22 protein-coding genes are annotated in these 20682 nt (G+C 67.5%); 16 read left to right on the forward strand and 6 right to left on the reverse strand.

Annotation, left to right across the window (positions count from 1 at the left end; genetic code table 11):
* Positions 1–9: 9 nt before the first annotated feature.
* From J2X65_RS20795 to J2X65_RS20825, 7 genes are all read left to right on the forward strand, one after another.
* On the forward strand, positions 10–912 hold the full coding sequence (locus J2X65_RS20795) for a nonribosomal peptide synthetase MxaA (RefSeq protein WP_310205155.1): 903 nt from the start codon (positions 10–12) through the stop codon (positions 910–912).
* Positions 909–1982 (forward strand): vWA domain-containing protein, encoded by a 1074-nt coding sequence (locus J2X65_RS20800; RefSeq protein WP_310205158.1) that lies wholly within the window; start codon positions 909–911, stop codon positions 1980–1982. Before J2X65_RS20795 ends, J2X65_RS20800 begins: the two co-directional genes overlap by 4 nt.
* Complete coding sequence (locus J2X65_RS20805; protein ID WP_310205161.1) at positions 1979–2551, forward strand: hypothetical protein; 573 nt, start codon at positions 1979–1981, stop codon at positions 2549–2551. Before J2X65_RS20800 ends, J2X65_RS20805 begins: the two co-directional genes overlap by 4 nt.
* Positions 2548–3525 carry a VWA domain-containing protein gene (locus J2X65_RS20810; RefSeq protein ID WP_310205164.1) on the forward strand — a complete coding sequence of 326 codons (978 nt, stop codon included), beginning with the start codon at positions 2548–2550 and terminating at the stop codon, positions 3523–3525. Before J2X65_RS20805 ends, J2X65_RS20810 begins: the two co-directional genes overlap by 4 nt.
* A 16-nt stretch (positions 3526–3541) precedes the next feature.
* Positions 3542–4069: an SRPBCC family protein gene (locus J2X65_RS20815; RefSeq protein ID WP_310205167.1), complete on the forward strand. Its 528-nt coding sequence runs from the start codon at positions 3542–3544 to the stop codon at positions 4067–4069.
* Complete coding sequence (locus J2X65_RS20820; protein WP_310205170.1) at positions 4066–5037, forward strand: YncE family protein; 972 nt, start codon at positions 4066–4068, stop codon at positions 5035–5037. Before J2X65_RS20815 ends, J2X65_RS20820 begins: the two co-directional genes overlap by 4 nt.
* 79 nt (positions 5038–5116) lie before the next feature.
* On the forward strand, positions 5117–5896 hold the full coding sequence (locus J2X65_RS20825; protein ID WP_310205173.1) for a cytochrome c: 780 nt from the start codon (positions 5117–5119) through the stop codon (positions 5894–5896).
* A 457-nt stretch (positions 5897–6353) separates the two neighbouring features.
* Here J2X65_RS20825 and J2X65_RS20830 read toward each other — a convergent pair whose 3' ends face one another.
* Positions 6354–8276 carry a M10 family metallopeptidase C-terminal domain-containing protein gene (locus J2X65_RS20830; RefSeq protein ID WP_310205177.1) on the reverse strand — a complete coding sequence of 641 codons (1923 nt, stop codon included), beginning with the start codon at positions 8274–8276 and terminating at the stop codon, positions 6354–6356.
* Between the two features lie 336 nt (positions 8277–8612).
* On the opposite strand from J2X65_RS20830, the gene J2X65_RS20835 reads away from it, so the two are divergent.
* Positions 8613–9370, forward strand: a protein-coding gene (locus J2X65_RS20835; protein WP_310205179.1) for an IS5 family transposase whose coding sequence is annotated in 2 segments (ribosomal slippage) — positions 8613–8925 and positions 8925–9370 — 759 coding nt in all. Because the reading frame shifts where the segments join, the coding sequence is not laid out codon by codon here.
* A gap of 34 nt (positions 9371–9404) precedes the next feature.
* On the forward strand, positions 9405–9596 hold the full coding sequence (locus J2X65_RS20840; RefSeq protein ID WP_310205182.1) for a hypothetical protein: 192 nt from the start codon (positions 9405–9407) through the stop codon (positions 9594–9596).
* Between the two features lie 6 nt (positions 9597–9602).
* Here J2X65_RS20840 and J2X65_RS20845 read toward each other — a convergent pair whose 3' ends face one another.
* The 3 genes from J2X65_RS20845 to J2X65_RS20855 all read right to left on the reverse strand — a co-directional run bounded on the left by J2X65_RS20845 (position 9603) and on the right by J2X65_RS20855 (position 12233).
* Entirely contained in the window at positions 9603–9890 is a 288-nt protein-coding gene (locus tag J2X65_RS20845; RefSeq protein ID WP_310205186.1) for a hypothetical protein, read from the reverse strand.
* 155 nt (positions 9891–10045) lie between these two features.
* On the reverse strand, positions 10046–11128 hold the full coding sequence (locus J2X65_RS20850; protein WP_310205189.1) for an SGNH/GDSL hydrolase family protein: 1083 nt from the start codon (positions 11126–11128) through the stop codon (positions 10046–10048).
* Positions 11129–11300: 172 nt separating this feature from the next.
* A complete protein-coding gene (locus J2X65_RS20855) occupies positions 11301–12233 on the reverse strand; it encodes a LysR substrate-binding domain-containing protein (protein WP_310205192.1) in 933 nt (310 codons plus the stop codon).
* Here J2X65_RS20855 and J2X65_RS20860 point away from each other — a divergent pair.
* The 6 genes from J2X65_RS20860 (at position 12232) to hydA (ending at position 17987) form a co-directional block, all read left to right on the forward strand.
* The gene (locus tag J2X65_RS20860) at positions 12232–12477 is read left to right on the forward strand and encodes a hypothetical protein (RefSeq protein WP_310205195.1); all 246 of its coding nucleotides are present in this window, start codon (positions 12232–12234) and stop codon (positions 12475–12477) included. The two genes, J2X65_RS20855 and J2X65_RS20860, sit on opposite strands and share 2 nt — an antisense overlap.
* Positions 12474–13736 (forward strand): MFS transporter, encoded by a 1263-nt coding sequence (locus J2X65_RS20865; protein WP_310205198.1) that lies wholly within the window; start codon positions 12474–12476, stop codon positions 13734–13736. The genes J2X65_RS20860 and J2X65_RS20865 overlap by 4 nt, the downstream gene beginning before the upstream one ends.
* Positions 13733–14569, forward strand: coding sequence for a cyclase family protein (locus tag J2X65_RS20870; protein WP_310205201.1), 837 nt, complete (start codon positions 13733–13735; stop codon positions 14567–14569). Before J2X65_RS20865 ends, J2X65_RS20870 begins: the two co-directional genes overlap by 4 nt.
* A 17-nt stretch (positions 14570–14586) precedes the next feature.
* On the forward strand, positions 14587–15369 hold the full coding sequence (gene hpaH / locus J2X65_RS20875; protein WP_310205204.1) for a 2-oxo-hept-4-ene-1,7-dioate hydratase: 783 nt from the start codon (positions 14587–14589) through the stop codon (positions 15367–15369).
* A gap of 9 nt (positions 15370–15378) precedes the next feature.
* On the forward strand, positions 15379–16167 hold the full coding sequence (gene hpaI, locus J2X65_RS20880) for a 4-hydroxy-2-oxoheptanedioate aldolase (protein WP_310205207.1): 789 nt from the start codon (positions 15379–15381) through the stop codon (positions 16165–16167).
* Between the two features lie 362 nt (positions 16168–16529).
* Positions 16530–17987, forward strand: a complete 1458-nt coding sequence (gene hydA / locus J2X65_RS20885) for a dihydropyrimidinase (RefSeq protein WP_310205210.1) — start codon at positions 16530–16532, stop codon at positions 17985–17987.
* 48 nt (positions 17988–18035) lie between these two features.
* Here hydA and J2X65_RS20890 read toward each other — a convergent pair whose 3' ends face one another.
* Positions 18036–18701 carry a helix-turn-helix domain-containing protein gene (locus J2X65_RS20890; RefSeq protein WP_310205213.1) on the reverse strand — a complete coding sequence of 222 codons (666 nt, stop codon included), beginning with the start codon at positions 18699–18701 and terminating at the stop codon, positions 18036–18038.
* Positions 18702–18845: 144 nt separating this feature from the next.
* On the opposite strand from J2X65_RS20890, the gene J2X65_RS20895 reads away from it, so the two are divergent.
* Positions 18846–19859: an LLM class flavin-dependent oxidoreductase gene (locus J2X65_RS20895; protein ID WP_310205216.1), complete on the forward strand. Its 1014-nt coding sequence runs from the start codon at positions 18846–18848 to the stop codon at positions 19857–19859.
* A gap of 36 nt (positions 19860–19895) precedes the next feature.
* On the opposite strand, the gene J2X65_RS20900 is transcribed toward J2X65_RS20895, so the two are convergent.
* Entirely contained in the window at positions 19896–20660 is a 765-nt protein-coding gene (locus J2X65_RS20900) for an IclR family transcriptional regulator C-terminal domain-containing protein (protein ID WP_310205220.1), read from the reverse strand.
* Between the last annotated feature and the right edge of the window lie 22 nt (positions 20661–20682).

Here is a 20682-nt window from a genome sequence, read left to right on the forward strand (position 1 = left end):
ATATTGTCGATGGCCGCGCTTGTCGTCGTCTCGGTACCGGCCGGCGCGCAGCTGCGTTCGGTGGAGCTCTATGCGCCGCGTCCGTTCGGCCACGTGATCGGCGACACCCTCGTACTTTCGGCCGACATCGTTCTCGACGCGCCATTCCGGCTCGATCCGGCCTCGCTGCCCCGCGCGCGCCCGCTCAACTACTGGCTGGAGCTGGTCGATGTCCGGCTGACGGATCGCGGAACAAGCGGCGACGCGCAACGCTACACGCTCGATCTCACCTACCAGACCTTCTACGCGCCGCTGGAGCCGAAGCGGCTCGACATACCCCCGCTGCAGCTCGTTGCCACCGACGGCACGCGGCGGCTGGAGTTCGCCGTTCCGCGGTGGTCCTTCCTCACCTCGCCCCTGCGCGAGATCGTCTCCACCGGGCAAGGCGCCACCATGGCGCTGCGTCCCGACGCACCGCCACGGCCGATCCCCGTCTCCGGCACCCTGCGCAGCCTGCTGGTCGCGCTGGGGTGCGGGCTCGCCGCGCTGGTCGTCCTCGCCTGGCAGGCCGGTTGGGGACCGTTCGCGCGGCGCCGGGGCCGTCCCTTCGCCCAGGCCGCGCGGGCGGTGCGGGCCGCGCTTGCCTCATCAAAGGCGCCTCCATCATCGCCCGCCTATCGCCAGGCGCTTCTCAGCTTGCACCGCGCCTTCGACGCGACGGCCGGGAAAGGTGTGTTCGCCGAGGATCTGCCCGGCTTCTTTTCCGCGCATCCGGGCTTCGTGCTCGCCGAGACCGAGATACGCCGCCTGTTCGCCGCGTCGCGCCGCCTGTTCTTCGGCGACGACCTCGTGGCGGCGACGCGGGAATTGCCGCCGGCCGAACTCCTTGCCCTCGCGGGGCGGCTGAAGGCCGTCGAGCGGGGCGGACGATGAGCGGAGCCTCCGGGATGTGGCGGCGGATGACGGCGGATTGGGGCTTCGATCATCCCCTGCTGCTCGCGCTGCTGCTGCTCGCCATCCTGCCTTTCATCGCGTCGGCCTTCGTCCGGCGCGGCATCCCGACGATCGGCCTTGCGCCGGCGGATGGCGTGTCCCGCGCGGTGAGCCTCGGCCTGCGCCTTGCCGGCGCGCTCGCCATTGCGGCCATCGTGCTCGGCCTTGCCGGGCTGCACAGGCGCGAACAGGTGATCGCGCGACAGGGCACCGGCGCCCATCTCGTCCTGCTGCTCGACCGCTCGTCCAGCATGGACAACAGCTTCGCCGATCGGGCGCCGAGCGGCGACCAGGAGGCGAAATCCGTGGTTGCCAAGCGCCTGCTGGACGATTTCGTCGCCAGGCGCGCGCGCGACCGCATCGGAGTGGCGGCGTTCTCCACCTCGCCGATGCCGGTACTGCCGCTGACCGACCATCACGAGGTGGTGCGGGCCGCCATCGCCGCGATCGACCGGCCCGGTCTCGCCTTCACCGATGTCGGGCGGGGGCTGGCGTTGGCCCTGTCTTCCTTTGCCGACGACACGGATGAAGCGTCGCGGGCGATCCTGCTGGTTTCGGACGGCGCCGCGCTCATCGACCGCCGGGTACAGGAGACACTGCGTGACGCGGTGGCGCGCACGCCGGTGCATCTCTACTGGCTGTTCCTGCGCTCGCGTGGTTCCAAAGGCCTCTTCGAGGCGCCGCCGCCTGGCGAGAACACGCCGCAGGCCAATCCGGAACGGCATCTGCATCTGTTCTTCCAGAGTCTGGGCGTGCCCTACCGGGCCTTCGAGGCGACCAGTTCGCAGGCGGTGGAGCAGGCCATTGCCGAGATCGACCGGCAGGAAACCCGGCCGATCACCTATGTCGAGCGGGTGCCACGGCGCGACCTGGCACGGCCGGCCTTCGCGGTGGCCGCCGCGGCGCTGGCTTTGCTGCTGCTCGCCAAGCTCGCCGAGCGCTCCCTCGTGCGACCGGCTTCCGCAGCGGCCGCGACCGGGCGGGAGCCTGTCCTGCGGAGGGCGGCATGATGCGGGCTACGCGCCGCGGCGACTTCATCCTCGTCGCCGCCAGCCTTCTGCTGGTCGCCAGCCTGTGTGCCGCCGGATTTTTCGGCGTGCGCCTAATCCTCGACCGACGGGCCAATGGCGATATCGCCGCTCTCGCCGCCGGGCACGATATTCCCATAGCCTCCGATGCCCGTCTCGAACCGCTGTTCGCCCGGCTGGTGTTCCTCACCACCCGCGACCGGTTCGATGAAGCCCAGCCTCTGATGAACCGCATCGCCACCTCCGCCACCCCTCGGCTTGCGGCGGCGGCGTTCTACGACCTTGCCAATGCGAGGCTGAGGGTCGCCCTCGCTCATCTCGAAAGCAACGAGATCGACCCGGCCGTACCGCTGGTCCGGCTCGCCAAGGAGGGCTATCGCCGCGCCCTCACGCTCGACCCCGGCTTCTGGGACGCGAAATACAATCTCGACATTGCCATGCGGCTGGTGCGCGATTTTCCGCAGATCGAGACATCCGGGGAGGAAATACCGCCGGAGGCAGCCAAACGGTTGTGGACCGATCTGCCTGGCGTGCCGAGGGGGCTGCCATGAGCCGCGGGGGCCTCGATGTCCTGCGTGACTGGCGGTTCTGGCTGCTCGCCGTCGCCGGCCTCTCGCTCGCGGTCGCGCTGGTCATGCCGCGCCTCACGCTGACCCGGCAGGCGCGCGACCTGCTGCTGGTGATCGACGTCACCGGCAGCATGAATGTGCGCGACTACACGCAGGGCGGCGAGCCGGCCTCGCGCCTGGCCACGGCGAAGCGGGCGGCGCGGGCGCTATTGGCGGATCTGCCCTGCCAGTCGCGCCTTGGCCTTGCCATCTTCACCGAGCGGCGCAGCTTCCTGCTGTTCGAGCCGGCGGAGGTCTGCGAGAATTTTGCCGCCATGGATGGCGCCATCGATATGATCGACTGGCGCATGGCCTGGGAAGGCGACAGCTATGTCGCCCGCGGCGTGCATTCGGCGCTCGCCATCGCCGACAGCCTTTACGCCGATCTGGTGTTCCTTACCGACGGACAGGAAGCCCCGCCGCTGGCCGGCGGCGAACTGCCCGCCTATGAGGGCGAGCCGGGAAAGGTCGCCGGGCTGCTGGTTGGCGTCGGGGGGACAGAGCCTTCGCCGATCCCGAAATACAATGAGGACGGGCGCGAGATCGGCTTCTACGCCGAGCAGGACGTGCCGCAGGAGAACCGCAGCGGCCCGCCGCCGGCCGACGCGCCCTCACGTGCCGGCTGGAACCCGCGAAACGCCCCCTGGGGCGGCGAGCCGGCGACCGGCACCGAACACCTCAGCGCCATGCGGGAGGAAGGGCTGCGTCGCCTCGCGGCACAGACCGGGCTTGGCTTCGCGGCATTGCGCGATCCCGCCGCGCTGCCCGAGGCGGTAAAGGCCGATACCCGCGCCCATCCCGTCGAGGTTCGCGTCGATATGGCCGGCATTCCGGCTGCCCTCGCGCTTCTCGCCCTGACCGCGCTTTTCGGCATTGGCGCGCTTGCTGGCCGCCGGCCGGAACGACTTCCCGCCTGATGCCAAGGAAACCGACATGATCGAGAGACTGATGCTCGCCTTCGCCTTCGTCCTCATGGGCCTTGCGCCGCTGGCCGCCCATGGCCCGACGCCGCAGCGCGCCGAGGAGCGCGTGACGATCGCGGCCGCGCCGGACAAGGTGTGGGCGCTGCTCGCGCGCTTCGGCGGAATCGGCGACTGGAATCCGCTGGTCAAGAAGGTCAGCGTGACCGGGGGCGATGCCGCCGGCGCGGAGCGCGTCCTCACGCTGGAGAGGGGCGAGATCGCCGAGGGGCTGGACGAGATCGATCCGGCGGCGCGCCGGCTCTCCTATCGCCTGGTGAAGGAGAATGCCGAGGCGTTTCCAGTGAGCTTCTACACCGCCACCATCGAGGTGAAGCCTTCCGGCGGTGGGAGCGAGGTGGTCTGGGACGCGCGCTTCTATCGCGCCGACACCACCAACGAACCGCCGGAGGGACTCGACGATGCCGCCGCCATCGCCGTAATGGGAGACTTCATCCGGCAGGGGCTGGAGGGCCTCAAGAGCCAGGCCAGCGGACAGTGATCGCCACCGCGGCGATGGCGAGCCGGTTGTGCATTGCCCTCGGTCTTGCCGCCGGCGCGCTCATGGCAGGGGCAAGCACGGCCGAGCCATTGATCGCCGTCGTCTCGCAACAGGCCGGCGTGGTGACGCTGATCGATATCGACAAGGCGGCGGCGGTGGCGGAAATTCCGGTGCCGCGCGTGCCCGCCGGCCTTGCCGCCGCGCCGGACGGGCGCATGCTCTATGTCACCCATCCCGATCTCGGACTCATCTCGCGCCTCGATCTCGCGAGCCGCCGGGTGGAAGCGAGCTTTCGCGCCGGGCGCGAGCCCTTCGGCATCGCGGTCATCGAGGCCGGCCGCGCCCTGCTCGTCAGCGACTGGAGCGCGGATGCGCTGATCCGCATCGATGCCGCCACCGGCCGCGAGACCGGCCGCGTCGCGATCGGCCGCGCGCCGGCCGGGCTGGTGGTCGACGCGGCGGACCGCCGCGCCTATGTGGCGGACCGCGAAAGCAATCAGGTGAGCGTCGTCGACCTTGCGACAATGACCCGCCTCGCCGTGGTGCCGACCGGCAAGGCCCCCTTCGCGCTCGCGCTGGCGCCGGGGGGCGACGCTCTCTATGTCGCCAACGTCCAAAGTGGCGATCTGTCGGTGATCGCCACCGGCCGGCTGGAGGAGACAAGCCGCTTCAAGATCGGCCTGATGCCTTATGGCGTGGCGGTCACGACCGACCGTTCGCAGGTGTTGGTCAGCAATCAGCAAAGCGGTACGCTGGCTGTCGTCGACGGCGCCACCCACGCCATCGTGGCCCGCCCGAAGATCGGCGCCTATCCGGAGGGCATCGTGGCGCTCCCGCAGGGGCGGGCCGCGGCGGTGGCCTGGGCCGAGGACAAGGTGACGATCATCGACATCGCCCAGGCTCGCGTGGTGGCGCAGGTGCCGGTCGGCGCCGGCCCGCGCAGCCTCGTGGTGCTGCCCGATCCCTAGAAGCAGCCGAACGGGGATATGCTGCATCGACAACAAGCAAGAGCGGGGAGGGGGGCCGATGAGAGTTCTGAGCGTCATCATGATTGCTGCCGCAGCCGCGATTCCGGCGGCGGGCCATGCAGAGGAAACCGCGGCAGCGCGGGGAGCCTACCTCGTCGACGCCCTGGCCATATGCGGGCGCTGCCACACCACGCCGGGGCCGGGCAACAAACCGTTCGCCGGCGGGCGGGTGATCGAGACCTCAGCCTACAAGGTTCAAGGTTCCAACATAACGCCCGATCCCGAGACGGGCATCGGTTTATGGAGCGACGAGCAGATCGGGCGAGCCATCACCCAAGGTCAGCGCCCCGACGGCAGCCGCATGTCGACCGCCATGCCGTATAATTTCTACGCCGTGCTGACCGACGCCGACCGCGCGGCCATCGTCGCCTATCTGCGCACGCTGGCGCCGGTGAGGAACCAGACCGCCGCCCCCCTATATGCCGTCGCGCCGGTGCCGGCCGCGGGCGTGCCGGCTTCCGGGCAGGATACCGGACGCGGCCTTTATCTCGCGACGCTCGCGCGGTGCCTCAGCTGCCACTCGACGCCGGGAGCCGACGGAGAACCCGATCTCGTCGGCGGAATGGGGAAGGGCGGAGCGAGCTTCGAGGGGCCATGGGGGGTGGTGGTGGCGCCGGATATCACCCCGCGCGCGCTTGCCGGATGGAGCGACGCGGATATTCGACGCTCGCTCGTCGAAGGCGTGGCTCCCGATGGGCGCAAGCTTGCGGCGCCGATGCAGGCAAAGGCCTATGCGCAGCTGCGCCCGGACGATATCGCGGCCCTTGTCGTGTGGCTGAGACGTCTTCCGGAGAACTGATGCCGTGCTGGTATAGGTTTTGTACATTTAGCAGCGTCGGCTTCTCGGAGGCGTCAGTGTGCCTCCAGGTACGACGCCCCTCGTCGCCGCCGTTGCGCGATCACGCCACGCGTTTGCATGACGTGCTCGCGGCCGCATCGCCGCCGATGTCGGGTGCGCAAGCCCTTCGTCCTCGCCGAGGCCGACCGGGGCGGCGCTTCCTGCTGCGACCTTGCCGACACGTTTGGAGTGAGCGATGTTGCCGCCGCAGCGGCGCGGCCAGATCCGAAGCGGCGGGAGGTGCCGGCAGCATCGGCGGAGAGCGGGCTCCCCAGAGATGGCCGACGACGATGCGCTTGGCGTCACCCAGCACGTGAGCCAGCTAGCCGGTGGCGAGCGAGACGCCGCCCCGGTAGCCGTCGCCGAAGGGCTTGAACGCGGTGGTCAATACCGGCTGGGTGGGCTCCGCCTCGGAATCTCAGACGAACAGGAAATTGCTGGTGGTCAGCTCGGTGAGCTTGGCATTTTGCAGCACGATGCCGTCGCTGCCGTCCCGGATCACCACGTCCGTGCCGTTCTGGAACGCGGCCGTCAGCACCGCGCCGATCGAGGAGAAGATCGCGCTGTCGAACACCACCCGGTCGCGGGTGACGTTCCAGTCGACGAAATAGTCGACCCCGCCGCCTTCCTCCAGTATCGCGTAGTCGTAGCCCAGCCCGCCATAATAGGCGTCGGTGCCCTTGCCGCCGGTCATGTAGTCGTTGCCGTCCTCGCCGAACAGCCGGTCGCTGCCGTCATGGCCGTACAGGCTGTCCGAGCCGCCGCCGCCATAGAGGTTGTTGTTCAGCCCGTTGCCGGAGACGATGTTGCTCTTGCCGTTGCCGCCGGCGTCGGTCGCCGTGCCGAACAGCACGATGTTCTCGAAATCATTGTCGAGGCCGCGATTGACCGAGGTCCACAGCGTGTCGGTGCCCTCGCTCGGCGCCTCGTAGACCACGTCGGAAAGACTGTCGACGATATAGGTATCGTTGCCCTTGCCGCCGATCATCTGGTCCGGTCCGGTGCCGCCGTCGAGATGATCGTTGCCGTCCATGCCATAGAGCTTATCGCCACCGGCATTGCCGTAGATCGCATTATCTGCAGCGTTGCCGGCCAGCAGATTGGCGCTTGAATTGCCCCGTACTTCCAGATTGCCGAAACCTTCCTCGATCTTGGCCTGCTCGACATTGACCGGCAATACATAGCCGCTCACCCGCACATAAGCGGTGTCGGTGCCCTGGCCGGCGCTCTCGACGATGGCGTCGCCGAGATGATCCACGACATAACTGTCATTGCCGGCGAGGCCGGCCATCGTGTCGGCGCCGCTGCCGCCGTTCAGCACGTTGTTGGCGCTGTTGCCGCGCAGCGTGTCGTTTGCCGAGCCGCCAATGGCGTTCTCGATCGGCGAGGCCGGATCGTCGTCGAACAGATAGGCGTTGTAGACATTGCCGCGCGCAAACACGCCGTCGCCGAGCGAGGCCCGCTGCGTTTGCGAGAACAGGCTGGCGCCGCCCGGCGACAGGTCGATCGACATCGGCCCGGTGTAGTTCGACAGATCATAGGTGTCCGTGCCGCCGCCGTCCCAGATCGTCATGAAGATCTTGTTGCCGCCGGGTATGCCCTTGCCGTCGCCGTCCACCGACATCTGGCCGGTGGCAGGATCCCAGCGATAGGTCGTATCGGTCGCGAAATAGGAGTAGTCCGCACCGTAGAGCGTCTGCAGCGCCAGGATGTCGAGTGCCATGTAGGTCTGCGGATTGTCCCAGGCGCCGGTGGTGTAGTCGGTGCTCGGCACGCCGCCGGGATAGGAGCGCTGGCTCATCACCGTATATTCGAGCGAATCCCGGTCGGCCGGCACCGCGACATCGGCGACGCCGCCGAGCGTGCTGGCCGACTTCAGGCCCAGTGCCCCGCCCACCATCTGCAAATGGATCAGATAGGCATAGTTGCCGAGGCGCGGATTTTCGAGATTTCGCGGCGTACCATCCAGGGTGGTGCCGAAAGCCACTTCGGCTCCATTCACGGAGGGCGGCGAGGTGGTCGCGAAAGGATTGGCCGCCTCCGAATTATAGATGAATATATCCCCGCCTTCGTAGGGGTTTTCTTCCAGACTTATATTGGTGAATCCGGAAACCCGATTGTATTTCTGGACATTGTCAACGTTGGTATAATAGCTTCGTCCGGTGAGGAATGACCGGATGACCTGACGTTGTTGCTCCGACGTGTCGAGGATAGCGGGATCGTCATTGGATCCATACCAGTCGCCAACCGTAAATGTGACCGTTCCGGACCATTTCGTGTCGCCCAACACCCCATCGATATAAGGATTGCCGGTGGCCTCGACCGCCGCAATGCTGGGCATGATCGTCCTCCCGGCCTCCAGGGATGCTGCCATTCCGCGTCTCCACCCAGGCTGGCGCGCCGGGGCAAGCTAGCAGAGGTGGCTCGTCGTTGGAACGAGGACGTTCAACTGCGCGGCCCGATTCGAACCATGCCGAAAGAGAAGAAAGCGTCACCGGGCGTCCGGATCCGCATCGCAGCGCCTCGCCGGCAGTCCGGCCGCGCCGCGCGAGCTGGGGGCCGGCAGGGCCGGGGTTGACCTTGCCCGATGGCGCGCCACGTCAGTTAGGCAGTGGCCCCCTAAATTTGCCGGCCGGCTAGGAGCGTGATTCAACCCCTCTTGATAGGGGAGAGAGAGATGCGCCGTCACGAACTGAGCGACGAGGAATGGGCGATCATTGCCCCGCTGTTGCCGAACAAGCCGCGCGGGGTCGCGCGGGTGGATGACCGCCGGGTGATCAATGGCATTCTCTGGCGGTTCCGGACCGGCGCGCCGTGGCGGGATGTGCCGGAGCGCTACGGTCCGCGCACCACCCTCTACAACCGTTTCGTGCGCTGGCGGGCCGCCGGGGTCTGGGATCGGCTGCTGGAAGCGGTTTCCGCCGCTTATGACGGCGACATCGTGATGATCGACAGCTCCTGTGTTCGCGTTCACCAACACGGCGCCGCGATCAAAAAGGGGGCGCTGACGATCGTTGCATGGGACGCTCCCGGGGCGGGCTGACCACCAAGATCCACGCTCTGGTCGACGCTGAGGGGCGTCCAATCCACTTCCTGCTCACCGCCGGGCAGGCCGGCGACGCACCGGCCGGGCGTGAACTGCTGGCGCGGCTCGCGCCGGGCGGCATCCTGCTGGCCGACAAGGCCTATGACACCGACGCCATCCGAGCCGAGACGGCGGAGCGTGGCGGATTCGCCGATGTACCGCCTCGTACGATCCGAACGCGCAGCTTCGCCTTCAGCCCGTGCCTCTACCGCCAAAGGAACCTTGTCGAGCGCTTCTTCAACAGGATCAAGCAGATGCGGGGCCTCGCAAGCCGCTACGACCGGCGGCCGGACAACTTCCTCGCAGCCCTCAAGCTCGCCGCAGTCCGCATCTGGATCAATGCGTTATGAGTCCGCTGCCTAGGTGCCCCAGGCGACGGAGACCATGATGCAGACGATCGACGAATTGCTGTCGGATTTCGAGACGGCCCTGGATGTGCAGGCGGTGGCGCTTGCAAAAGCCCGTCGGAAGGTACTCACGCCCGATGAGCGCCTGCGGCTCGTGCGGGCGAGCCGCAGATCCTGGGAACAGATGCGGGCGGCCCGGCGCGAGCTGGACCGCCTTGCGGGCAACTGATCCGTGCTATTTGGGCGGCCCCATAATGTCGGGGACGCCACAATTGGGCGGCGTGCAGTCCGGCAGCTTGATCTCGGCGGCCTGCCCCTCGGGGGGTAGCCCGGGCGGGGGCTGAATCTGCCCGGTCATCGAATCCGGCGCCGAGGGATCGTATGCCGGCTGGCCGGGGTCGATCGTCTGCAGGGAGCCGGGTACCGGTGCGTTGAGCGGATCATTGGCCGTCTGCGCGACAGCCTGGCCGCCAGCTGCCGCGAGCGCCAAAGCCACCAGCACAATCCCGCGTTTCATCGTCATCGTCCCTCCCATTGGTACGGCTTGGATTGCTCAGCTTACACCATGAGCGGGGCACCGCGTGCCGGTGGGAGCGAGATTGCCCGCTCCCGCCGAGGAACGCAGGGCCGGCGCGACGAGAGTGCGAGACCGGCGGACTGGCCGCGGTCTCGGCGGCCCTATTGCAGCGGCAGATACAGAAGGTTGCTGAGATAGGGGCCACGGCCCTCGTCCCAGCCGGGGACCATGTTGTAGCGATTGACCAGATAAGGCTGGAAACCCCCGACATCGGCACGTTCCACGGCACTGAACGTCACCTTGCGCCGGCCCCGGCGCTCGAGCGACGACCATTTCTTCCACTCGAAGGCGAAGTTCTTGATGATGAACTTCTCCGGCGTCTTTTCGAGCCCGGCATGGGACGTATAGAGCAGGATGGGATTTTCTCCCTCCTCCTCGACCAGCAATGGCCGGGACGCCACTGTCGCCAGGAACGAGAGGCAGATCAGCGGACCCGGCAGATCGACGGTGAGGCTTTCGCCCGCCCGCATCTCCACCGCCTTCTTGCAGAACCGGGCGTTCTTGAATTCATGGGTTTCGAAATCGGTCGAAGCCTCCGGCAAGACGCAGAATTCGGCCCGGTCGAAAGACGCCGCGCATAGCGAGGCGGGCCAGGACGACGTCGCCGGCAGCGGCCCTGCGAGCAGGTGCTGCGCCAAGTAGCGGCCAAGAAGGGGCGCACCGATCTCCAGGTCGTAATGAACGCCGTCGCGGTAATGTTGCTCGATGCGCTTTTGCTCGTTCTGCAGCGAGTCGCGCAGGTGCTTGTCGAAATCGACGATCCGGATGTCGTAACGGTCTTGGTAATGGCCGACAATTTCATGCAGGCCCGTGCGGATGCGCTCGGTCAGCGCACGGGTGCGTTCGGGACGCCGCCCCAGAATGAGGTTGTAGACCTGAATCCGGGGCGCCTGCCGCAGGACGTGGCGTATCAGTCCCTCATAGGCGCATTGCCAGGTTTCGAATGCGTCGGCCGCTATCAGCGACAGATCATTGACGGCGAATTCGATGATGATCTTGTCGTATTGCTCAAGGCCGTCGAACAACCGGATATTTTCAAGCCCGATCAGGCAGTTGTTGGTCCCGACGCTGAGATTCCTGAAGGTGGGGGCTTTGATCCCGTTCTGCTTCAACGATGCGTTGACGTGATCGAGATAGCCGGGTTTCATCACCGAGTTCGACCCGCCGACCACCAATATCTTCATGGCGATGCTTCGCTTTCATTGGGGAAGATGCGATCCATCATGGCCAGAAAGAGCGTGGCCTTCAAGCTTCTCTCATGCCGCGAAGATGCAGTCGCCGCGCCGCTCTCGCGGCTGCGTCGCGGACCGGCCTTCGTTGGCCGGGGCGGCCGGCTGGCCGTGCGCAAACTCTACGTCAGGACATGGCTTCCGGCGGCAGGGCGGCCGGCGTGCGGGCTGCCACGCGGATCGTCGTGCAGATCCAGTCGAGAGGTTCGCGGTAGCGCTCGCGGATCTCGTGCGAGCGGCAGGCGAGGTGGTAGCTGAAGATGCCGGGCACCGAGAGTTCGAACAGCCGCACCAGGGTGCCATCCGCCAGATAGTCCCGCACCAGCAGCGACCGCGCCATGGCGATGCCCTGACCGGCCAGCGCCCCGCGCACGGTCAGTGCGACATCGTCCAGCATGATCGATTGGCGAGGATACACGATCGGCAGCCCGGCCCGTTCGAGCCAGAGGTTCCACGTCACCCGCGAGTGCAGAAGCAAAGGTGCCTCGTGCATCCGCTCCAGGCGGATGGAGGGATGCCGGGCCAGGAAATCCGGGCTGCAGACCGGGAACACCTCCTCCTCGGCGATCTTCTCCGAGATCATGCCCGGCACGTCGCCGGTTCCGTAAACCAGGGCGACCTCGACGTCGTCCGGACAGGCTTCGGAAAGATCGGCAAGGCTGCGAATGCGGAGCCCGACGCCGTCCAGCCGGCGGGTGAACTCGGACAGGCGCGGCATCAGCCAGTGCTCCATCAGCCCGATCTGCATCGCCAGATTGAGCACGGCGGGGCGCGGCACCGCCGTCTCATGGGCCACCGCATAGGCGTGGCTGAGATAATCGAGCGCGCGCCGGGTCTCCGCCGCCAAGGTCCGGCCGATTTCGGTCAGCGCCATGCGGTTGCCCTGCCGCAGGAACAGCGGCTGGCCGATGGCTTCCTCCAGCCCGCGTATCTGGTGGCTGATGGCGCTGTGGGTGATGCACATCTCCTCCGCCGCCAGCGAAAAGCTGCCGAGACGGCCGGCGGCTTCAAAGCAGCGCAGCGCCTGCAGGGAGGGAAGTGAACGATAGGGGGGCGTCATGAGCGCACCGTGGCACACCGAGCGGAAGCCGCAGGGATGCGGCCGTAGCGTTGCGCTGTCAATTCGCCTCACATCCGGGTTGAAAATTGGTCAATTGCGACCCGCCACCGCGCTGCCTATGAAACAGGAAAACAAATACCGCGCTCCGGCCGTCGCGCTGGACGCACCAGCCGCGCAGAGCTCGACGTTCTACGCGGCCTATCGCCAAATAAAAAAGACAAAAATATCTGGGAGGACTTCGTGACGATCGAGATAGCCGACACTACAACTGCGCCCGCTCCGAAGACAGCTTGGTATGTCGGCGCGACCAAGGCCCAATGGCAGGCGTTCTGGTCCTCCTATCTGGGCTGGGCGCTGGACATCATGGACCTGCTGCTGTTCGCGATGCTGCTCAGCCACATCAGCGCCGATCTCGGTATGTCGCGCTCGACGGCGGGCATGATCGCCTCCGCCAGCCTGGTCGCTACCGCCTTTGGCGGGCTGATCTTCGGCTTCCTTGCCGACCGCATCGGCCGCACCCGCTCCATGGTGCTGTCGATCCTGTGCTACTCGGTCGGCACGTTGCTGTGCGGCCTGTCGCAGGATGTGACGCAACTGCTGCTGTTCCGCATCATCGTCGGCCTAGGCGTCGGCGGCGAATGGTCGGCCGGCGCGGCGCTGATCACCGAAACCTGGCCGGCTCGCCATCGCGGCAAGGTCATGGCCTGGGTGCAGAGCGCCTTCGCCAGCGGCTATGCGCTGGCGGCCATCGTCGCGGCGGTGTTCCTGCCGATCATCGGCTGGCGCGGCGTGTTCTTCTTCGGCATCGCCCCGGCGCTGCTCGCCTTCTGGATCCGTCGCCATACGCCGGAACCGGAGATCTGGAAGCAGCAGACCGAAAGGCTGTCGCTTGGCGGCACCCTCCGCATGCTGCTGACTGACCACGGCCGCAGCACGGCGGTCGGCTTCGCCTTCACCGCGGCGGCGATGTGCGGCTATTGGGGGCTGTTCACCTGGATCCCGACCTGGCTCGCCACCCCGGTGGCCAATGGCGGCCCGGGTCTCGATCTCGTGAAGTCCACGACCTGGATCGTCATCATGCAGGTGGGGGCTGGGCTCGGCTTCATCTCCTTCGGCTACGTCGCCGACTCGCTGGGGCGCAAGGCCGCCTTTGTGATCTATTTCCTGCTTTCGGCGCTGGCGGTGCCGGTCTACACGCTGGTGTCGTCGCCGACGATGCTGCTCGCCGTCGGACCGGTGGTGGCCTTCTTCGGCACCGGCTTCTACAGCGGCTTCGCGCCCACCTTCGCCGAGCTGTTCCCGACCAATATCCGGGCGACCGCCCAAGGCTTCATCTACAATGCCGGCCGCGCCGTGAGCGCCCTTGCTCCCGCCGCCGTCGGCATCCTGTCGACGAGCTTCGGCCTCGGAGGCGCGCTTGCCTTCACCGCCGGCTTCTTCCTGCTGGCCGGGCTGATCGTTCTCGTCTTCCTGCCCGAAACCAAGGGAGCCGAGCTTAAATGAACATGGAAACCCGCGTCGTGCCGCCATTCCGCATGGAAGAGTGGCTCGCCGCCGCCGCCGGCGCCCGGCAGATCGACCTCAGCCATCCGATGCAGAAGGGCATGCCGATCCATCCGGCGCATCCGCCCTTCCACATCACCCTCAACAACCGGCATGGCGACGTGCTGCGCTGCTGCGGCCATTCCTCCTCCAACGAGCTGATGGTCACCAGCACCCATTCCTCCACCCATATCGACGCGCTGTGCCATGTCTCCGAGCATGGCGCGCTCTACGGCAAGCACATCGCCGCCGAGGAGCAGCAGGGAACCGGCCTGTTCAAGGTGCATGGCGCCGAGACCATCGGCCCGATCTTCCGGCGGGCGGTGCTGCTCGACGTGGCGAAAACGCTCGGCGTCGAGGCGCTGGAGCCGGCCTATGAGATCAGCGTCGCCGATCTCGAAGCCGCCGAGAAGGCGGCGGGCGCCGAGGTACGGTCGGGCGACATCACGCTGGTGCGCACCGGCTGGGCGCGCTTCTGGGCGGACTCGCCGCGCTATCTCGGGCTCGATTCCGCCGGCGCGCCGGGGCCGGGCGTCGCCGCCGGCCGCTGGCTGGCCGAGCGCCGGCCGTTCTCGGTCGGCTCCGACACCTCCGCCTTCGAAGTGATGAACCACCACGACATCACCCTCGAAGTGCACATGATCCTGATCGCCCGCAACGGCATCCACATAATCGAGAACCTCGACCTCGAGGAGCTGAGCGGCGCGGCCGCCGGCGCCTTCGCCTTCGTCGCCCTGCCGGTGCGGATCAGCGGCGCCACCGGCTCGCCGATCCGGCCGATCGCCCTCATCTGATCTCCAGGAGACATGCCATGCTCACCGACGAGCAACGCCGCCAGACGGCGGACGATATCCTGCGCGCCGAGCGCGAGGGCAAGCCGATCGTGCAGCCGAGCCGCGCCTTTCCGGCGATGGAGATCGAGGACGCCTACCGGGTACAGGATTTGTGGGCGCAGGCGCGCATCGCCGCCGGCGCCCACATGGTGGGCCACAAGATCGGCCTGACCTCCCGCGCCATGCAGATGGCCTCGAAGATGACCGAGCCGGATTATGGCCGCATCCTCGACGACGCGCTGTTCAACGACGGCGCCCAGATCCCGGCCGGCCGCTTCATCAAGCCGCGGCTGGAGGTTGAGCTCGCCTTCATCATGGGCGAGGACCTCGAAGGGCCGGGCTGCCGCATCTACGACGTGATGCGCGCCACCGAATATGTGGTGCCGGCGCTGGAGATCATCGACTACCGCACCGAGGTGCCCCGGGCGATCGTCGACACCATCGCCGACAATGCCGCCTTCGCCGCCATCGTCGTCGGCGGCCGGGTGATCCGGCCGATGGACATCGACATTCGCTGGGTCGGCGCCACGTTGAGCAAGAACGGCATCATCGAGGAATCCGGCGTCTCCGCCGCCATTATGGGGCACCCGGCGGCGGGCATCGCCTGGCTGGTGAACAAGCTGTCCGCCGTCGGTACGGGGCTGAAGAAGGGGCAGATCGTGCTCGCCGGCTCGTTCACCCGCCCGGTGGACGTCGCCGCCGGCGACGTCATCACCGCTGACTACGGCTCGGTCGGCGCGATCAGCGTCGCCTTCACCTGAGGCATCACCATGGCACATGTCGCCGCAGGCCTGCCGCGCAACCGCTTCAAGCAGGCCATTCGCGAGAGGCGCCAGCAGCTCGGCTTATGGTGCACCCTGTCGAGCGCCTTCGGTATCGAGGTCGTCGCCGGTTCCGGCTTCGACTGGCTGCTGCTCGACACCGAACATTCGCCAGCCGACGTGCTGACCGTGCTCGGGCAGTTGCAGGCACTGGCCGGCCATAAGGTGGCGCCGGTGGTGCGGCCGGCGAGCAATGACCCGGTGCTGATCAAGCGCTATCTCGACATCGGCGTGCAGACGCTGCTCATCCCCTATGTGCAGAACGCCGAGGAGGCTCGCGCCGCCGTCGCTGCTACCCGCTACCCGCCGGAAGGTGTGCGCGGCGTCTCGGCACTGACGCGGGCGACGCAGTTCGGCCGCGTTCCCGACTATGGCCGGCACGCGGCACAGGAGATCTGCGTGCTGGTGCAGGTGGAGACCGAGGAGGCGCTCGGCGCGATCGACGCCATTGCCGCGGTGGAGGGCATCGACGGCGTGTTCGTCGGTCCCGGCGATCTCGCCGCCAGCATGGGACATATCGGCGAGCTCGGCCATCCGGCGGTGATCGATGCGGTGACCAATGCCATTGCCCGCATCGCCGCGAGCGGCAAGCCGGCCGGGGTGCTCACCGCCGACGCGGCGCTGGCTCGGCGCTGCATGGAACTCGGCTCGGTGTTCACCGCCGTTGGCGTGGATGTCGGTCTGCTGGCACGCTCTACGGAGTCGCTCGCTGCCGCGTTCCGGCCCGGCGGCGGCTGAGCCCAAGTCGGTACCAGCGCCGTCGCGAACGGGCGTAGCGCCACTCATCGATCGGCGCCTCCGGGGGAACCGGTATCCGCTTTTCGAAGCATCCGGCGCGCGGGGTCCTGACCGGCCTCATCTCGCGGGCGCCTACGGGCGGCATTGGCATGAGCGCACCCATCGCGATCCCGGCTATCGCAGGATATGCATGCTATCGTTCGCTCTGCGGCTGCCTGCAAATCGGGCAGACGCCCGGCGGACCGGGGTCCGGGGCGTTACCGGCCGGCGGGCACGAAGCTTGCTGCATGAAGGAAGTGGTGCTCGCCGCCTGGTGCTTAGCCCTTGCCGGGGGGCGGGTGGTGACGTCAGGAGAAGCAGGCATGTCCATCGTCATCAAGGGCGGCACAATCGTCGCCGCCGACCGCTCCTATGTGGCCGACGTGCTGATCGAGGGCGAAACCATTGCCGCGATAGGCGAGGGGCTTTCCGGCGACACCGTGCTCGATGCCGGCGGCACCTATGTGATGCCGGGTGGCATTGATCCGCACACCCATCTCGAAATGCCGTTCATGGGCACCACGGCGGCGGAGACCTGGGAAAGCGGCACCTTCGCCGCGCTGTCGGGCGGCACCACCATGGTGGTCGATTTCGTCATTCCCGACAGCGACGATCTGATCGGGGCACTCGACGCCTGGGGCGCGCGCGCCAGCCGGCAAGCCAGCGCCGACTATTCGTTCCATATGTGCGTCACCGGCTGGTCGGAGGCGATCTTCACGGCGATGGAGGCGGTGGTCGGGCGCGGCATCAACACTTTCAAGCATTTCATGGCCTATAAAGGCGCGCTGATGGTCGATGATGACCAGATGTTCGCCTCGTTCCAGCGCTGCGCCGCGCTCGGCGCGCTGCCGCTGGTGCATGCCGAGAACGGCGACATCGTTGCCGCCCTGCAGCAGAAATACCTCACCGAGGGCGTTCGCGGGCCGGAAGCGCACGCCTATTCGCGCCCGCCGGAGGTGGAGGGCGAGGCGGTCAACCGCGCCATCATGATCGCCGATGCCGCGGGCGTGCCGGTCTATATCGTGCACGTCTCCTGCGAACAGGCGCATGAGGCGATCCGCCGGGCGCGGCAGAAGGGCATGCGGGTCTATGGCGAGCCCCTGGTCCAGCATCTGACGCTGGACGAGCGCGTCTACCAGCATCCCGACTGGGACTATGCGGCGCAGCGGGTGATGTCGCCGCCGTTCCGCGACAAGGCACACCAGGACAGCCTGTGGGCCGGGCTGTCCGCCGGCTCGCTGCAGGTGGTGGCGACCGACCATTGCGCCTTCACCACCGTGCAAAAGCGCATGGGCCTGGGCGATTTCACCCGCATTCCCAACGGCACCGGCGGATTGGAGGACCGGATGCCGGTGCTGTGGACCCGGGGCGTCGAGACCGGCCGGCTGACGCCGAACGAATTCGTCGCCGTGACCTCGACCAACATCGCCCGCATCCTCAATCTCTATCCGCGCAAGGGCGCCATCGTGCCCGGCGCCGATGCCGACATCGTGGTGCTGGATCCCAAGGCGTCGAAGACCATCCGCGCCGCCGGGCAGAAGTCGATCATCGACTACAATGTGTTCGAGGGGGTCGAGGTGCGCGGCCTGCCGCGCTTCACCCTGTCGCGTGGCGAGGTGGTGTTCTCGCAGGGGCGCAACGATGCGCCGCGGCCGGGACGGGGGCGCTTCATCCCGCGGCCGGCCTTCCCGGCGCCAAACCGGGCGCTCTCGACTTGGAAGGCGCTGGTGGCGCCACGCGCCGTGCCACGTGATCCGGCGCTGATGCCGATCGGGGTGTAGCCAAGGCGTCCCGCAGACGGCAGGGAGTGGACGCCTCCCGCGGGCGGCTCAGCCTGCGGGAGGCTTCGGCGCCGGCGGCTCGTCCGCAGCCGCGAGGTGGCCATCCGCGAGGCAGCCGTCCACCAGGTAGCCATCCGCGAGATAGCCATGGGCCAGCACCTTCTCCAGCGCCTGCCGCGTGGTACCGCAGGCTTCCGCCCGGTTCAGCACCCAGGCCATGCCGAGAGCGCTGAGGAACAGCTCGTTCGCCGTCACCGTCGCCCGGGCGCGCCCGTCCTGCTGCGCGCGGACGAGGAAGTCTTCCGTCAGCGCCACCAGCGCATTGCAGGAAAGGCAGAGCGGCGATTCCCGTTCCTCAACTGCTGCCAGAACTGGCGCCGGCAACCCGTTGAAGCTGCGTAGATAATCCTGAAGCGCCGCCAGCCAGGCGCCGAGCGCCGCGCCGGAATCGGTCAGCTTTCCGGCCCGCTGCGCGCAGGCAAGCAATTCCTTCTGCTGGTCCTCCAGCGCCGCGGCGAGCAACGCCTCGCGTGAAGGGAAATGACGGTACAGCGTGCCGGTGCCGACCTCGGCCTCGCGGGCGATCTCGTCAAGCGACGCGTTGATGCCATGCAAGGAGAAGTGGCGCATGGCGGTGCGCAGGATGCGATCGCGATTGCGCCGGGCATCGGCGCGCAGCCGGGACGGTTCACCACTCACAACGTCGGTATCCATGCGCGTTCGGCTGCTTGATGCGGTTGACTAGATACGGAGGCAGTCTCCATATAGCACCGAGATAAGTGGAGACAATCTCCGTTTTCTGGCGGCAGCAGGGGCCTCGGTCCCCGCCGTCCGATTGCGGTTCGCTCGGAGCAAGCCATGACGGCACTGTCCATTCTCGAACTCGTCCGCATCACCGAAGCAACCGATGCGCGGGGTGCGCTCGATAATGCCCGCGACCTCGCGGCCCATGCGGAGAAATTGGGCTATGGCCGCATCTGGGTGGCCGAGCATCACAACATGCCGGGCATCGCCAGCGCCGCGACCTCGGTGGTGCTGGCCCACATCGCCGCAGGCTCGACGCGCATAAGGGTGGGCGCCGGCGGCATCATGCTGCCCAATCATTCGCCCTACGTGATCGCCGAGCAGTTCGGCACGCTGGCGCAGCTGTTTCCCGGCCGCATCGACCTCGGGCTCGGCCGGGCGCCGGGCACCGACCAGACGACGCTGCGCGCCTTGCGCCGCACCAACGAGTCCGCCGAGAGCTTTCCCCAGGATGTGCTCGAATTGCAGGCTTTCCTCGCGCCGGCCGGCCCCGGCCAGCGGATCCAGGCCGTGCCGGCGGCGGGAACCGAAGTGCCGTTATGGATTCTCGGCTCCAGCAATTTTGGTGCGATGCTCGCAGCCGAGCTCGGCCTTCCCTATGCCTTCGCCTCGCATTTCGCGCCGGAGATGCTGCTCTCGGCGCTCGATATCTATCGCAGCCGCTTCAAGCCGTCGGCGCAGCTCAGCCGTCCCTATGCCATGGTCGGCGTCAACGTCATCGCCGCCCCGACCGATGCCGAAGCGCGCCGGCTGGCGACGACGCAGCAAATGTCGTTCGCCGACATCTTCCGCGGCGCCCGCGGCCTGAGCCGGCCGCCGATCGACGACATCGAGAGCTATTGGTCGCCGATGGAGAAGGCGCAGGCGATGCGCATGCTTGCCCGTTCCATCATCGGTTCGCCCGAGACGGTGCGTGCCGGCCTTGCCGCGCTGGTCGCCGAGACCAAGGCCGACGAGCTCATCGTGGTATCGGACGTTTACGACCATGCCCAGCGGCTGCGCTCGGTGGAACTGATCGCCCAGGCGGCGGGCCTCCAGGCCGAGACGGCGGCGGTCGTTGCCGCCTAGCCGAAGCCGGCGCCCGAGGGCCGCTGAGGTCTTCGGTCATACGGGCGGGTGCAGCAGCGGGCGAAGCGCGGCCTGAACCCGCCGCAGCGCCGGAAGATAGAGTTCCGGCATCTGCGCGGCGGGGATCTGTGAGGCCGAGGCGCCGATATTCAGCGCCGCGGCCACGCGACCGCGCGCGTCGACGAGCGGCACGGCGATGGAGCAAAGCCCAAGCTCAAGTTCCTGATCGATGACGGCATAGCCCTGCTCGCGCACGCGCCGGCATTCGTCGATGACCGCATCCACGCCGGTGCGGGTGAAGGGCGTGAGCGCGCGCAACTGCGAACGCTCGAGGATCGCGCGTGCCTCCGCTTCCGGCAGGGCCGCCAGAAGGACCCGCCCCATCGAGGCGCACCAGGCCGGCAACCGCGAACCGGGCATCAGACTGATCGACATCACCCGCTTCTGCGCCGCACGGGCGATGTAGACGATGTCCGTTCCCTCCAGGACGCTGGCCGAAGCGCTCTGGCCCACCTCCTCGGAAAGCGTGTCGAGATGCGGCTGGATCAGCCGGGGAAGCGGGGTGGCGGCAAGATAGGCGTGGCCGAGCCGCAGCACCTTCGGTGTCAGCTCGAAATGCTTGCCGTCATGACGGGCATAGCCAAGCTCGACCAGCGTCAGAAGACAACGCCGCGCCGTCGCCCTGTCGAGACCGGTGGTTTCGGAGATGTGGGTGATGGTCAGTTTGGGCGTCGCGGCGTCGAAGGCCTCGATGACCTGCAATCCCTTTGCAAGACTGCCGACGAAGTCGGTCTGCTTCACCTTCGCTCTCCAAATTTGTGCG

Origin of the sequence: Ancylobacter sp. 3268 (assembly GCF_031456575.1) — a bacterium.
GTDB lineage: Bacteria > Pseudomonadota > Alphaproteobacteria > Rhizobiales > Xanthobacteraceae > Ancylobacter.